Genomic DNA, 14298 nt, shown 5'->3' with positions numbered 1-14298 from the left:
ATGAGCCGACCGCATGTGCCCCACATCCGCACCGAACTCAAGCCGCTCGAGCAGTCCGCCAAGCTGCAGAACGTGCTGTACGAGATCCGTGGACCCGTGGTGGCACAGGCGGCTCGGCTCGAGGCGCAGGGGCACCGCATCCTCAAGCTGAACATCGGGAACCCGGCGACCTTCGGTTTCGAGGCGCCGGATTCCATCGTCCGCGACATGATCCACGCGCTGCCCACCTCCCAGGGCTACAGCGAGTCGCAGGGCATCGCCTCCGCGCGACGGGCCGTGGTGACCCGCTACGAGGAGGTCCCGGACTTCCCTTACTTCGACATCGGCGACGTGTACCTCGGCAACGGGGTCTCCGAGCTCATCACCATGACGCTGCAGGCGCTGCTCAACAACGGCGACGAGGTGCTCATCCCCGCGCCGGACTACCCGCTGTGGACCGCCATGACCAGCCTCTCCGGCGGGACGCCCGTGCACTACCTGTGCGACGAGGACAACGGCTGGAATCCGTCGGTCGAGGACATCGAGGCGAAGATCACGCCGCGCACCAAGGCCATCGTCGTGATCAACCCGAACAACCCCACCGGTGCCGTCTACTCGCGCGAGACGCTGCAGCAGATCGTCGAGGTGGCGCGCAAGCACTCGCTCCTCGTCCTCGCCGACGAGATCTACGACCGGATCCTCTACGACGGCGCGCAGCACATCTCCATCGCCGAGCTCGCCCCGGATCTGCTGGTGTGCACGTTCAACGGCCTGTCCAAGGCGTACCGGGTGTGCGGCTACCGCGCCGGCTGGATGGTCCTGACCGGCCCCAAGGAGCACGCGTCGGGCTTCATCGAGGGGCTCACGCTGCTCGCCTCGACGCGGCTGTGCCCCAACGTCCCCGCCCAGCACGCGATCCAGGTGGCGCTCGGCGGCTACCAGTCGATCAACGACCTGATCCTGCCCGGCGGGCGACTGCTGGAACAGCGCGATGTGGCCTACGAGAAGCTCAACGCGATCGACGGCGTCAGCTGCGTGAAGCCGCGGGGCGCGCTCTACGCCTTCCCGAAACTGGACCCGAACGTGCACGAGATCCGCGACGACGAGCAGATGGTCCTCGACCTGCTCAACCAGGAGAAGATCCTGCTGGTCCAGGGCACCGGCTTCAACTGGCCCACGCCGGACCACCTGCGCGTTGTGACGCTCCCCTGGGCCCGTGACCTGGCCGAGGCGCTCGACCGGTTCGGCAACTTCCTGAGTTCGTACAAGCAGAAGTAGGGTGGCGGCGTGACAGCCGACCACGACCACGACCACGACGACGTGCACGAGGCCGCCGCGCACGTGCACAGCCATTCGCTGGCCAACATCTCGCTGGGCAAATGGGCCTCGCGGATCGTCGTCGGCCTGCTCGCAGTGATCGGGGTCGCCGTCCTCGCCGGACTGATCGTGCTGTGGCCGTCGCACCTGCGAGTCAGCGTGCCCGGCGGCCCGCAGGCGCCGAACCTGTCGAAGGGCGTCGTCGCGGAGCAGATGGTCGGCGACTGCGACTTCACCCCGGCCGGGAACGGGCAGGTCAGCGAGACACAGCCGCATCCGCTCCTCAACGCCGACGGTGGCTGCCTCAACAGCTCGGTGCAGATCACCAGCGGCCCGGACTCGGGCAAGTGGACGATGTTCTCGATCGGCACGCAGCGCACCAACGTGTCCGCGGTGCCGGGCCAGAGCTCGTCGGGACAGCCGTCCGGCATCGACCTCACGCGTCCGGCCACCCCGGGCACCGGGCAGCCCGACCTGTCGCCGGGCACCAAGATCCTCATCAGCGCCAACGGCGGCGGTGTGGCCGGGTCGCCGTCGAACTACGCGTTCTACGACTACTCGCGCGGCGTGTCGCTGTGGGTGTGGGGCCTGGTGTTCGCGGCGGTCGTCATCGCGGTCGCGCAATGGCGCGGCCTGCGCGCGATCATCGGGCTCGCACTGTCGGGCGCCGTGATCGTGCTGTTCGCCCTGCCCTCGATCCTCGACGGCAACTCTGCCGTGTGGGTCGCGATGGTGGCCTCCGCGGTGATCCTGTACGTGGTGCTCTACCTGGCGCACGGGGTGTCGCTGAGGACCTCGGCCGCGCTGCTGGGCACGCTGTGCGCGCTGGCCGTGTGCGGCGTGCTCGCGTGGCTCGCAACCCTGACCACGCAGGTCACGGGCCTGAGCAATGAGGACTCGACGAACCTGCAGGCGTACGCGACCACCGTGTCCATCTCCGGCGTCCTGCTGGCCGGCTTCATCATCGGCGCCCTGGGCGTGCTCAACGACGTGACCATCACCCAGGCCTCGGCGACCTTCGAGCTGGCGAAGCTCTCGCCCAAGTCCTCGCGGCGCCGGACCTTCCTCGCGGCCATGCGCGTCGGCCGCGACCACATCGCCTCGACCGTCTACACGCTGGTCTTCGCGTACGTCGGCACCGCGCTGCCGCTGCTCCTGCTGTTCTCCATCGCGGGCCGGCCGCTGGGCCAGGTACTCACGTCCGATTCCGTGGCGATCGAGCTGGTCCGCGCGTTCGTCGGCGGCATCGGCCTGGCGCTGTCCGTGCCGCTGACCACCGCGATCGCGGTGCTGCTGGCGAAGCCGAAGCGGGTCGCCGTCAGCGCGGAGGCCGCCAAGCGGTACACCGAGAGCCACCCCGACACCGACCCGTCGGAGATCCGGGTCCGCGAGCGTCGCTCTGCCGTCCGATCGACGGCGCAGGCCGCGGCGAACCCCGACGGTGCCGCGGCACGGTCCGTCCAGGCCGCCGAGGCGGATCCGGCAGGCGGCGTACCGTCGAGCCCCGAGACCGGTCAGTTGCCCGTCCGACGTCCCTCAGGCCCGACGGTCCGCCCGCAGCCCGGTCCGGCGCAGACCCGGCAGGTTCCCGCGCAGAGCCCGGCTCCTCGCCCGGTTCAGCAGCAGGCGCCCGAGACGCAGGGGCCCGGGCGTCGGCGGCTGCCGGACGAGCCGATCCCCGCTCCTCCGCGCCCGCAGCCGCGGCCACCGGTGCTGCCGGACCCGCCGCAGGGCGCACCGTCGGAGCCCCGGCGCCGGGGCCGGCACTCTGCGGACTGATCACGAAAAGTGCGGTCATTCGTCTCAAGAATCCTTGAGACGAATGACCGCACTTTTTGCCGGGATCAGCTCTGGAAGTTCAGGTACGCCTTCGACGGTGTCGGACCGCGCTGGCCCTGGTACTTCGAGCCCACGGCCGAGCTGCCGTAGGGGTTCTCCGCGGGGCTGGTGAGGCGGAACAGGCACAACTGGCCGATCTTCATGCCCGGCCACAGCGTGATCGGCAGGTTCGCGACATTGGACAGCTCCAGCGTGATGTGGCCGGAGAAGCCCGGGTCGATGAAACCGGCGGTCGAGTGGGTGAGCAGGCCCAGGCGGCCGAGTGAGGACTTGCCCTCGAGGCGGCCGGCCAGGTCGTCGGGCAGGGAGCAGACCTCGAGCGTGGAGCCGAGGACGAACTCGCCGGGGTGCAGCACGAAGGGCTCCCCCTCCGCGGGCTCGACCAGCGTGGTCAGCTCGTCCTGCCGCTGTTTGGGGTCGATGTGCGTGTAGCGGGTGTTGTTGAAGACCCGGAACAGGCCGTCGAGCCGCACGTCCACGCTGGACGGCTGCACCATCTGCGGGTCGAACGGGTCGATCCCCAGGCGGCCGGATTCCACGTGGGCGCGGATGTCGCGATCGGAGAGCAGCACGGGGTTCAGCGTAGGGCAGGGCGGCGGTGCGCGAGAGTGCACCCCGGATCGGGGATACTGCCTCTTCGTGACCGACACTCCCCTCCGCCGCGGACTCACCGCGCGGCACATCCGGTTCATCGCCCTCGGCTCGGCGATCGGGACGGGCCTGTTCTACGGCTCCGCCGCCGCGATCCAGGCGGCCGGCCCTGCTGTTCTGCTCGCCTACCTGATCGGCGGCGTGGTGATCTACCTCGTGCTGCGGGCCCTCGGCGAGATGGCGGTGCGCCGGCCGCAGGGCTCGTTCGGCGACTACGCCTCGTCGGCGCTCGGCCCGCGGGCGGGATTCATCACCGGCTGGATGTACGTCTTCGAGATGGTCTTCGTGTGCATCGCGGACGTCACGGCGTTCGCGGTCTACATGGGAACGTGGTTCCCGCACGTGCCGAAGTGGATCTGGGTGCTCGCGGTGATCTTCTTCATCGCCGCGCTGAACCTGATGCGGGTGCGCGTGTTCGGCGAGGTCGAGTTCTGGCTGACGCTGGTGAAGATCGCGGCGATCGTCGCCATGATCGCCGGCGGCGTCGCGGTGCTGATCTTCGGCTTCGGCATGCACGACACCGAGCAGGGCGTGAGCAACCTGTACGCGCACGGCGGCTTCTTCGCGACCGGCTTCGGCGGCTTCCTGAGCTGCTTCGTGCTGGTGGTGTTCGCCTTCGGGGGCTCGGAGATCATCGGCCTCACCGCGGCGGAGGCCGAGGACCCGGAGCGGACGATCCCGAAGGCGATCAACACGGTGCCGGTGCGGATCGGGTTGTTCTACGTCCTCGCGCTGGCGGTGATCATGGCCGTCATCCCGTGGACGCAGATCAGCAGCGAGTCCAGCCCGTTCGTACAGATCTTCCAGGCCCTCGGCGTGGCGCCCGCGGCGCACGTGCTCAACGTCGTGGTGATCACCGCCGCCCTGTCGGCGATCAACAGCGACATCTTCGGTGCCGGCCGGATGATGTTCGGCATGGCCCAGCAGGGTCAGGCTCCCGCGATCATGCGGCGCACGACCGCGAACGGCGTGCCCTGGATGACCGTGGTGATCATGACCGGCGCGCTGCTCGTGGGTGTGCTGCTCAACTACCTGATCCCCGAGAACGTCTTCGTGGTGATCGCCTCGATCGCCACCTTCGCGACGGTCTTCGTGTGGCTGATGATCCTCGCCTCCCAGTACCGCCAGCGGGTCTCGCTCCCCGCCGAGGAGGTCGCGCAGCTGCGGTTCCCCGTGCCGCTGTGGCCCTACGGGCAGTTGTTCGCCATCGGATTCCTGCTGTTCGTGACGGTGCTCATGGCCTTCGAGCACGACACCCTCGTCGCGCTCGTAGTGGGCTTCGCGTGGCTCGCGGCACTGCTCGTCGCGTACCGCCTGTGGGTGGCCCCGCGCACGTCCGCGAAGCCCTGACCGGCCCCCTGGTCCGACGGTGCGCCGTGCTAGTGTTGCCGGTACGCGCGGCTCCGTCGTCCGACGGTGCCGCTGCTGCCGATGTAGTTCAATGGTAGAACTCCTGCTTCCCAAGCAGGTAGCGCGGGTTCGATTCCCGTCATCGGCTCCACACGGAATCCCCCTGCGCAGCAGGGGGATTCCGTGTTTCACAGGCCGTTCTGCGCCACTCGCGGCTATTCGCCCGGGTGGCCGTCGAAGAACGGCCGCACCTCGACCCGCCCGCCGTGCAACAGCACTGGAGCACCCTTGGCGTGCTCGACCGCGGCGTCGAGCGATCCCGCCGCGATCTTGAGGTAACCGCGCACCACGTCTCCCTCGTCGACCAGCGGACCAGTCGTGACCCGCCCGTCGGCGTGGATCACACGGCCGTCGGTCTGCAGGGCACCGCTCGCATCGAGCAGCCAACCGTCACGCCGCCCCTCAGCCCAGAGCTCCTCCCACCTGCGGTTGAATCCCTGGACCTCGTCGGTCGACAGCGTGTCGAAGGTATCCCTGTGGCTCCGAAAGACCGCCAAATACTCCGCCATGCACCTGCTCCTCAGCTCGGATGGACGCGACACCTCGCCGCCTGACCAGGCTAGGAACTGAACCGTCGTTGAGGTCAAGCGACGGATCCGCCGACGACCCCGACCACCGCGGCGGCGGGAAGGTCAGGCACCGACCGGTTCTGCGGTTTCCGTCCGCGCCTTCTGGTCGGCGTACAGCAGGGTGTTCGCCACGATGAGGAACGGCAGCACAGCGATCTGGCCGAGCACCCAACCGCTGGTCGCGAAGAGCAGGCTCGCGAGGCTCTGGGCGGCTACGTCACCGTCTGCGGGCCGGGTCGCGTTGGCGGCCAGCGAGAACGGCAGGCCGACCAGGGTCGAGACCACCGTGACCACCAGGTACGTGCAGATCACCCGGCGCCAGAGCCGCCAGTAGCCGGTGCGCTGCAGGGCTGCGGCGCGCCACAGCGCGTCGACGGGCCGCAGCTTCTCGATCACGAGCATCGGCCCCGCGATCACCAGCGTCGGGAGCACCGCGAGCACGGTGAGCCCCGCGAGCGTGAAGAGCACCGTCGTCGTGAACCGCGCGACGTCCGGCCCCGCCCGGACCGCGAGACCGATCGCGGCTGCGGCCGCGAACACGATCGGCGTGAGGATGACGACGACGTCTAGCACGCCGAGCCCGACCGCCGCGGCGAGCCGCGGGCGCGCGTCCGACCACGCGCGCCGCAGGGACGTCGTGCGGTCCGTGGCGTACCGGTGGGCCACGATGGACCCGATCGCCGTGACGCCGACACTGGCGAGCATCCAGATCAGCGTCACCAGCATCGTGCTCGCCGGGTACACGCCGAGTGTCACCACCATCTGCCGGATGTCGCGGTCCGCGTCGGGCGCGACCCGTTCACCGCTGAGCAGCGGCAGCCGCGCGAGTACTCCGAGGCCGGCGATGGTGCCGATCGACACCGCGGCCAGCCCCAGCGTGGGCCGGGGATTCGCGCGGATCACGCCCACCGCGGATCGGTAGATCTCCCCCAGCCGGCGGGGCGGGCCGGCGTTCAGTCCTTGTCCTCGGGCGCGTCGGACGGGTTGCGCGCGTCGAGCTCCTTCGCGCGACGGCGCTGCTGTTCGGCCCGCTCGCGGCACTGCCGGAGGAACTCGTCGTCATCGTCGGCGTACTGGGCGATGTGGCGTCCCGGGCGTTCGTACTCGGGGAACCCCGCCGTCCGCGACGGTGCGCCGCCCCGGCCCCCGCCTCCCACGGGCCGGCCCATGAGGAACCAGATCAACGAACCCGCGAACGGAATGATGATCACGATGATCAGCCAACCGACCTTGGGCAGGTGGCGCACCCGGAACTCGTCCGAGGCGATCACGTCGATGAGTGCCGCGACCCACAGCACCATCACGATCGCACCGAAGTACGTCATCTCGAACCCCCACCCATAGGAAAACGGATAAGTGATGCTACCGCGAACCCCACGCGGTCTCGACATATTGTGTCACCGTGACTGATCTCAGCTGGCCCGCGACCCGTCTGCTCAGTGTCGGGAAGCGTTCCGGCGCCGTCCGCGGGCACCTGGAGTTGACGCAGACGCATCTGCGGTTCCGCCCGGCCGGGCTCGCCTCGAAGATCGACGGCACGCCGTTCGCGGTCCAGTTCCGGCACATCGTGGGCGCCGGCATCGTCGAGGACGTGGTCGGCCTGTTCAAGCGGACGCGGCAGCGGCTGTGCGTGACCCTCGGCGACGGATCTGAGCAGTTCTTCGAGGTGGGCAGACCTGACGAGGTCGCGGAGGCCGTCCGCAGCCGGCTCGGAGGCCGCGCATGATCGCCGTCATCGGGGGCACGGGGCTGTACCGCTTCCTGTCCGGCGCGACGGAGGAGGTCACCGTCGACACCCCGTACGGTCCGACGAGCGCCCCGGTGACCCTGGGCGAGATCGCCGGGCGCGAGGTGGCGTTCCTGCCGCGGCACGGACGGAAACACGAGTACTCGCCGCACACAGTGCCGTACCGAGCGAACCTGTGGGCACTGCGTCGGCTCGGGGCGACGAAGGTGCTCGCGCCGTGCGCCGTCGGCAGTCTCGACCCCGCGGCCGGGCCCGGGACGATCACCGTCCCGGACCAGCTCGTGGACCGCACGTCCGGACGGACGTCGACCTTCTTCGACGGACACGGCGTGCACGTGAGCTTCGCCGATCCGTACTGCCCCGTCCTTCGGGCCGCCGCCGCGCCGGGAGCCGACCGGGCCTCGGGGACCATGGTGGTCATCGAGGGCCCGCGGTTCTCGACGCGCGCGGAGAGCCGCTGGTACGCAGCGCAGGGCTGGGACCTGGTGAACATGACCGGACTGCCCGAGGCCGCCCTGGCCCGGGAGTTGAAACTCTGCTACGCCTCGATCGCACTGGTCACCGACCTGGACGCGGGCATAGAGGCCGGCGAGGGCGTGCACACCGAGGACGTGCTCGCGCAGTTCCGCGCGAACCTTCCGCGCCTGACGGACGTACTCGCGCGGACCATCGCCACCGTCGACCCGGCCGCACCGTGCGAGTGCGCCCGGGGCGATCACGACCTCCCCGACGGCCTCGACGCCGGTCCGGTCTGGATCTGAGTCGCACCGGGCCGAGCCTGCCGCAGAACGCGGAATCCGCACGACCGAATTCGGTCGTGCGGATTCCGCGGGTCGTTCGCGGCTACGCCGAGCCGAGGTACTTCTCGGTGTCGCGCTGCAACCACTTCACGATCAGGCCGGCCGGGACGGCGCTGAGGCCGATCACACGGTCACCGCCGACGGGCTCGATGAGCAGCGTCCAGGTGAACACGGAGCCGCCGTCGGGGTGCGCCTCGACGCGGTACTTCTCCGCCAACCGGGAAAGCCCGGGCGCGGTGGCGGACTGTACGTAGAAGGCCTTCTCGCACAGCGTCTCCGACTCCTCCCACGAGTAGAAGAGCTCGTCGGCGCTGACGCCCGGGCCGAGGTGCACCCGGCGGGTGGAACCCGCGGCGAAGGGCCGCGGGCTGGTCCACTCGATCTTGCGGATCCCCTTGCACCAGTGCAGGGGCCGGTCCGAGGTCAGCTCACCCCACACCCAGTCGACGGGGCGCGCCGAGCGCACGGAGAACTCGTACACGCCGGGACGGCCGGCCTGCAGTTCGGCGGGCAGGACGGGCTTGAGAGCGGGCATGGGGCCTCCTCGGCCTCGTGGTGACGGGTCGGACGGTGACGGGTCAGACGGTGTGCGCGTCCGCGACGTTCAGCGCCTCGTCGATGATGGCGAGACCCTCGCGGGCCTCCTCGGCGGAGACATTGCACGGCGGGACGACGTGGATCCGGTTGTAGTTGGCGAAGGGCAGCAGGCCGCCCTTCTTAAGGGCGCCGACGGTCTCGTTCATCGCCGGGCTGGTGCCGCCGTAGGGCGCCAGCGGCTCACGGGTCTCCTTGTCGCGCACCAGCTCGATGGCGAAGAAGACGCCCTCGCCACGCACATCGCCGACGGACGGGTGCTTGGCCTTGAACTCCTCCAGCGTGGGCCGGATGATCTCCTCGCCGATCTTCGCGGCGTTCTCGACCATGCCCTCCTCGGCCATCGCATTGATGGTCGCGACCGCCGCGGCCGTGGCGAGCGGGTGGCCGGAGTAGGTCAGGCCGCCCGGGTAGGGCTTGTCGGCGAAGGTAGCGGCGATCTCACCGCTGATCGCGACGCCGCCCAGCGGCACGTAACCGCTGTTCGAGCCCTTGGCGAAGGTCAGCAGGTCGGGGACCACGGGCCCGGCGGCGGTGGTGGCGTGCTCGATGGCGAACCACTTCCCGGCGCGACCGAAGCCGGACATCACCTCGTCGGCGATCATGACGATCCCGTACGTGGTGCACAGCTCGCGGACGCCGGCGAGGTAGCCGGGCGGCGGGACCATGATGCCGGGCGTGCCGGGGATGGCCTCGAGGATGATCGCGGCGATGGTGTTCGGACCCTCGAGCACGATGGTGCGCTCCAGATGCTCGAGCGCGCGCTGCGACTCCTGCTCCTCGGTCTCCGCGTAGAAGGAGCTGCGGTAGAGGAACGGGCCGTCGAAGTGGGCCACGGACTCGCCGCCGAAGTCGCTCGCGAAGCGACGGGTGTCGCCGGTGACGTTGATCGCGAGCTCGGTGCCACCGTGGTAGCTGCGGTAGCGGCTGAGCACCTTGCGGCGGCCGGTGTGCACGCGGGCCATGCGGATCGCGTGCTCGACGGCATCGGCGCCGCCGTTGGTGAAGAACACCTTGTTCAGATCGCCCGGGGTGCGCTCGGCGATGAGTCGTGCCGCCTCGCTGCGGGATTCGTTCACGTGCTGCGGTGCGATCGTGCAGATCTTCGCCGCCTGCTCCGCGATGGCCGCGACGACCTTCGGGTGCTGGTGGCCGATGTTCGTGTTGACCATCTGCGAGCTGAAGTCGAGGAGCTTGCGCCCCTCGCCGTCCCACACGTACGAGCCCTCGCTCGCGATGACGGTCATGGGGGTGATCTGGGCCTGCGCGGACCAGGAGTGGAAGACGTGCGCGCGGTCGAGCTCGTAGGCACGGGCTCCGGCCGCGATGGCGTCGTCGAGGGCCCGGCCGTCGGGCAGCGTGTCGGTCATGATTCATTCTCCAAAGTTCAAGACGGCGATATCCGCTGGTCTGCGCTGGTCACCTGGTACGTGTCGCGGTACTGCGAACGATACTCGGCCCGCCGAACACCGCTGACGGGCCGGGTCTTTCACCCGGCCCCGGACGCCGGCCTCGGCTACCGTCGAGGGCATCATGAGCATCGATCTCGACGCCCTCCTGACGGACGACGACCCGGCACCGTCGACCGCCCTGGCCGGGCATCCCGTGAACGCCGCGCTGGCCCGCGTGCTCGACGACGTGCGTCGGTCCGACCCGCCCGGCGCGGTGGCCGACTACATCCCACAGCTCGCCCACGTCGACCCCGATCGGTTCGGCATCGCGACGGTGTCCGTGGCCGGGCACTCCTACGGTGCGGGCGATCACCGGACGCCCTTCACGATCCAGTCGATCTCGAAGCCCTTCGTCTACGCGCTGGCGCTGCAGACGCTCGGGATCGAGGCGGTGGGCGAGCGGATCGGCGTGGAGCCCAGCGGCGAGGCGTTCAACGGGATCAGCTTCGACGCGCAGGGCCGCCCCGAGAACCCCCTGATCAACGCCGGAGCGATCGTGTGCACCTCGCTCATCCCCGCCGCCGACGGCGCCGAGCGGTTCGCGGCGATCCGGGCCGGGCTGTCGCGCTTCGCCGGCCGGGAGCTCGAGCTCGACGACGCCGTGTATCTGTCCGAGGCCGCCACCGGCTTCCGCAACCTCGCGCTCGCCGCCCTCGCCCGGTCCACCGATGCGCTGCGCACCACCGTCGAGGACGCGCTGGATCCGTACTTCCGGCAGTGCTCGCTGCTGGTCGACGCGCACGACGTGGCCGTCATGGGCGCCACCCTCGCCAGCGGCGGCGTCAATCCGGTCACGGGCGAGCGGGTGATCTCCGAGCCCGTCGCCCGGCAGGTGCTGTCGGTCATGGCGGGCTGCGGCATGTACGACCGGTCCGGGGCGTGGCTGTGCACCGTCGGGATCCCTGCCAAGTCCGGCGTGGGCGGCGGCATCGTCGCGGCCAGCCCGGGCGAGTACGGCATCGGCGTGTTCAGCCCGCCGCTCGACGACGCCGGCAACTCCAGCCGCGGCGTCGCGGCGTTGCAGCAGCTCTCGGACGAGTTCGGGCTGCACATGCTCTCGCGGCCGCTCACGGCGGTGACCGCCCTCGCCGGCATCGACGTCGACCCGGCGTCCGGCCGCGTCACCCTCCGGCTGCGCGGCGAGGTCGACTTCGTGGCCACCGAGCAACTCGTGCACGAGATCCTCAGCACCGGCCAGGTGCGGATCGGGACGGCGGTCACCGTCGACCTGACGAACGCGACGCGCCTCGCCCCGGTGGCCCGGTACCTGCTCACGCAGATGCAGCACGACCTCGGCTACGGCGTGCGGGTCGAGATCCTCGACCCCTCCGGGCTACTGGGCTGAGACCAGCAGTTCGCCGTCGGCGGGGACGCCCGGGTACCGGGTCCCGACGGTGCCGGGCGTCAGTCCGGGGAGCAGCTCACGGTCGGGCCGTTCGACGGTGACCCCGCGCAGCCGCAGCGGCAGGCCCTGGGCCGTGGCCGCGGACGCGCGGTCCATGAGCTGGGCGTGGACGTGCGGCACCGTTGTGTTGCCGGAGTTGCCGCACTCCCCGATCCGCTCCCCCGCGCGCACCGCCTGTCCCACGCGGACGCACGCGGAGCCGCGGCGCAGGTGCGCGACGAGGGCGAAGGCACCGTCGGCGTCGGACCTGATGACGACGTGGTTGCCGATCACCCAGCCCGGGCCCCCGTACGAGCGGATCAGGCCCTCGAGGAACATGTAGACGAGCGCGGGCTTCGAGGTGCGGCAGCGGTGGTCGCGGCGCCAGTCGGACACGCGGACCACCTCGCCGCTCACCATCGCGTGCACGACCTCCCCGAACCCGGCGACATCCTCGGGGCGCGCGAATCCCGTTCCCCAATCGAGCTTTCCGCCGTCGGGGACGAGCGCGAGGTCGACCGCGTAGGCCTGGCCGTAGTCGCGGACGCCGTGACTGGGCACCTTCGTCGACGGGCTGTTCAGCGCCACCCACCGCCCTCGGACCGGCGGTTCGACGGTGCGCGACGGATCGTCCGGCGGCTCGACAGGGCGGACGAAGCCGAGCAGCACGCCGATCGCGACGACGAGCGCGATCACGCCCAGCAGCCACCCCGGGGCGTCGAGGAGGCTCGCCACGACGAACGCCGGCACCCCGACCATGATCAGCGTCGAGCGCAGGCGGTACGCCCCGCGCAGCAGCGATCCGAGCACACCCACCTCCTGTGGATTGAAATTCCGTACTTTCAAACTATCGGATCGGTGTGGTGCCGTCCAGTGCCCGTCGGCGCCTCAGGTCACGGACACGGAGATCCGGTGCCAGCCGGTGGCACCGTCGGGGGCGACCGGCGCCTCCGCCTCGGTCTGGACCTGTCCGTTCGCGTCCGTGGCGCGGACCTCGAGGGTGTGCTCGCCGCGGGCCAGCGGGAGGGACGCCCGCCACTGCCGCCACGTGTCCGGCCCGACGGTGTCCGCGAGCTCGGCCTGCACCCACGGTCCGGAATCCGCACGGACCTCGACCTTGCCGATCCCGGTGTGCTGCGCCCAGGCGACGCCCGCGACCGTCACCGATCCGGCGGACGCCGACCCCCGCGGGACGTCGATGCGCGACTGCACCTTGACCGGGCCCCGCGCGGACCAGCCGCGCGGCGTCCAATAGCCCTGATCGGCGGCGAAGGTCGTGACCGTGAGCGAGGTCACCCACTTGGTCGCCGAGACGTATCCGTAGAGGCCGGGGACGACCAGCCGCGCGGGGAAGCCGTGGGCCACGGGCAGGGGCTCGCCGTTCATGCCGATCGCGAGCAACGACGTGCGGGCGGGGTCGCGGAGCACCTCGAGCGGCGTGCCCGCGGTGAAGCCGTCATGGCTGCGCGAGAGCACCATGTCGGCACCGGCCCGCGGTTTCGCCCGCTCCAGGAGCGCACCGATCGGGTAGCCGAGCCACAGGGCGTTGCCGATGAGGTCGCCGCCGACCTCGTTGCTGACGCATGCGAGCGTGACGTGGTGCTCCTGCATCGGCAGCGCGAGCAACTCGTCCCAGCTGAGCGTGAAGGGCTCGTCCACCAGGCCGTGGACCTCGAGCGACCAGTGCGCCGGGTCGATCTGCGGCACGCGGAGCGCGGTGTCGATGCGGTAGAAGTCGGCGGCGGGCGTGACGTAGGGCGTGAGGCCGGCGATCCGCAGGTCGGCGCCTGCAGGGACCGACGGTGCCGGGGTGCGCGGCACGGGCAGGCGCAGCGTCTCCCGAGCCGCCTTGACGGCGGTCGCCCCGGCCGACAGGAGGCGGGCGCCCACGAGGGCGAGCACCGTCGTTCCGGCGGCCGCACCCGCCACTACCAGGAATCCGCGCCGGTCCATGGCGCCGGCACCGTCCGCGCCCCGCTCCGGTACGCCGGCGGCGTCCGAACGCCGAGCCGGCTCGGCGGCACCGCCCGAGCTCCACGCGGGGGCCAGCCGCTGCGTCGCGAGGCGCAGCACCAGTACCGCCGCGCCGATGCCGACGAGGCTCGGCACGGCCCACAGCGCCGTCGCGTCCGGGCGTAGAACCGCCGTGACCGCCCCGGCGATCCCGACCGCGCCGACCAGCACCGCACCCCACGGCCGGCGCCGGAGTTCCAGCAGGCCCGCGGCCGCCGCTCCCACGGCGAGCACGACGCCCATCGTCCCGAGCAGCACCGCCTTGTCCGTAGTGCCGAAGGTTTCGACGGCGAAGTCCTTGAGCCATCGCGGCGCCGCGTCGATGACCGCCGCGCCGCCCGCGAACACCGTGCTCGCGCCCGGCGCGATGACCGCGGCCACGAGTTCCGCCACCGCCAGCCCGACGGCGCCCGCCAACACACCCGCGAGCGCGGCCGCCCACGCCGGCGCTCGACGCGCGGCCGGGCTCGCGGCAGGTCTCTCGGTCGTCCGGGTCACGAGTCCAGCGTGGCACTTCGCGGCCCCGTCCGGGGCGATCGTCCGG

14 protein-coding genes and 1 tRNA gene are annotated in these 14298 nt (G+C 70.9%); 7 read left to right on the top strand and 8 right to left on the bottom strand.

Annotated features, from left to right (window positions below; all coding sequences use genetic code 11):
• Together AXK60_RS20250 and AXK60_RS20245 are read left to right on the top strand one after the other, a co-directional pair.
• Positions 1-1257, top strand: a complete 1257-nt coding sequence (locus tag AXK60_RS20250; protein WP_068573898.1) for a pyridoxal phosphate-dependent aminotransferase — start codon at positions 1-3, stop codon at positions 1255-1257.
• A gap of 9 nt (positions 1258-1266) precedes the next feature.
• Positions 1267-3075, top strand: a complete 1809-nt coding sequence (locus AXK60_RS20245) for a YibE/F family protein (RefSeq protein ID WP_068982558.1) — start codon at positions 1267-1269, stop codon at positions 3073-3075.
• 65 nt (positions 3076-3140) lie between these two features.
• On the opposite strand, the gene dcd is transcribed toward AXK60_RS20245, so the two are convergent.
• Positions 3141-3707, bottom strand: coding sequence for a dCTP deaminase (gene dcd / locus AXK60_RS20240; protein ID WP_068573895.1), 567 nt, complete (start codon positions 3705-3707; stop codon positions 3141-3143).
• Positions 3708-3774: 67 nt separating this feature from the next.
• On the opposite strand from dcd, the gene AXK60_RS20235 reads away from it, so the two are divergent.
• Positions 3775-5136 (top strand): amino acid permease, encoded by a 1362-nt coding sequence (locus AXK60_RS20235; protein WP_068573893.1) that lies wholly within the window; start codon positions 3775-3777, stop codon positions 5134-5136.
• A gap of 77 nt (positions 5137-5213) precedes the next feature.
• Positions 5214-5287 (top strand) — tRNA-Gly (locus AXK60_RS20230).
• Between the two features lie 64 nt (positions 5288-5351).
• Here the strand turns inward: AXK60_RS20230 and AXK60_RS20225 are convergent.
• From AXK60_RS20225 to AXK60_RS20215, 3 genes are all read right to left on the bottom strand, one after another.
• The gene (locus AXK60_RS20225) at positions 5352-5705 is read right to left on the bottom strand and encodes a YciI family protein (protein ID WP_068573891.1); all 354 of its coding nucleotides are present in this window, start codon (positions 5703-5705) and stop codon (positions 5352-5354) included.
• 123 nt (positions 5706-5828) lie between these two features.
• Positions 5829-6674 carry a hypothetical protein gene (locus tag AXK60_RS20220; protein ID WP_068573889.1) on the bottom strand — a complete coding sequence of 282 codons (846 nt, stop codon included), beginning with the start codon at positions 6672-6674 and terminating at the stop codon, positions 5829-5831.
• A gap of 44 nt (positions 6675-6718) precedes the next feature.
• Positions 6719-7090 (bottom strand): PLD nuclease N-terminal domain-containing protein, encoded by a 372-nt coding sequence (locus tag AXK60_RS20215; protein WP_068573887.1) that lies wholly within the window; start codon positions 7088-7090, stop codon positions 6719-6721.
• 77 nt (positions 7091-7167) lie between these two features.
• On the opposite strand from AXK60_RS20215, the gene AXK60_RS20210 reads away from it, so the two are divergent.
• Positions 7168-7491, top strand: a complete 324-nt coding sequence (locus AXK60_RS20210; protein ID WP_068573885.1) for a hypothetical protein — start codon at positions 7168-7170, stop codon at positions 7489-7491.
• Positions 7488-8273: an S-methyl-5'-thioadenosine phosphorylase gene (locus AXK60_RS20205; RefSeq protein WP_068573882.1), complete on the top strand. Its 786-nt coding sequence runs from the start codon at positions 7488-7490 to the stop codon at positions 8271-8273. The genes AXK60_RS20210 and AXK60_RS20205 overlap by 4 nt, the downstream gene beginning before the upstream one ends.
• Before the next feature lie 82 nt (positions 8274-8355).
• Here AXK60_RS20205 and AXK60_RS20200 read toward each other — a convergent pair whose 3' ends face one another.
• Complete coding sequence (locus AXK60_RS20200) at positions 8356-8847, bottom strand: SRPBCC family protein (RefSeq protein ID WP_068573880.1); 492 nt, start codon at positions 8845-8847, stop codon at positions 8356-8358.
• Between the two features lie 43 nt (positions 8848-8890).
• Positions 8891-10276 (bottom strand): aspartate aminotransferase family protein, encoded by a 1386-nt coding sequence (locus tag AXK60_RS20195; RefSeq protein WP_068573878.1) that lies wholly within the window; start codon positions 10274-10276, stop codon positions 8891-8893.
• A 163-nt stretch (positions 10277-10439) separates the two neighbouring features.
• On the opposite strand from AXK60_RS20195, the gene glsA reads away from it, so the two are divergent.
• On the top strand, positions 10440-11702 hold the full coding sequence (gene glsA / locus AXK60_RS20190) for a glutaminase A (protein WP_082778152.1): 1263 nt from the start codon (positions 10440-10442) through the stop codon (positions 11700-11702).
• Here glsA and AXK60_RS20185 read toward each other — a convergent pair.
• Together AXK60_RS20185 and AXK60_RS20180 are read right to left on the bottom strand one after the other, a co-directional pair.
• Positions 11691-12551 carry a M23 family metallopeptidase gene (locus AXK60_RS20185; RefSeq protein WP_217491794.1) on the bottom strand — a complete coding sequence of 287 codons (861 nt, stop codon included), beginning with the start codon at positions 12549-12551 and terminating at the stop codon, positions 11691-11693. The genes glsA and AXK60_RS20185 overlap by 12 nt on opposite strands.
• 78 nt (positions 12552-12629) lie before the next feature.
• Positions 12630-14252, bottom strand: coding sequence for a molybdopterin-dependent oxidoreductase (locus AXK60_RS20180; RefSeq protein ID WP_068573873.1), 1623 nt, complete (start codon positions 14250-14252; stop codon positions 12630-12632).
• Positions 14253-14298 lie beyond the last annotated feature (46 nt).

It is taken from the genome of Tsukamurella pseudospumae (genome assembly GCF_001575195.1).
GTDB classification, from domain to species: Bacteria; Actinomycetota; Actinomycetes; order Mycobacteriales; family Mycobacteriaceae; genus Tsukamurella; species Tsukamurella pseudospumae.
Note: the sequence above shows the minus strand (reverse complement) of the source record. Positions and strands in the feature narration are given on the sequence as shown.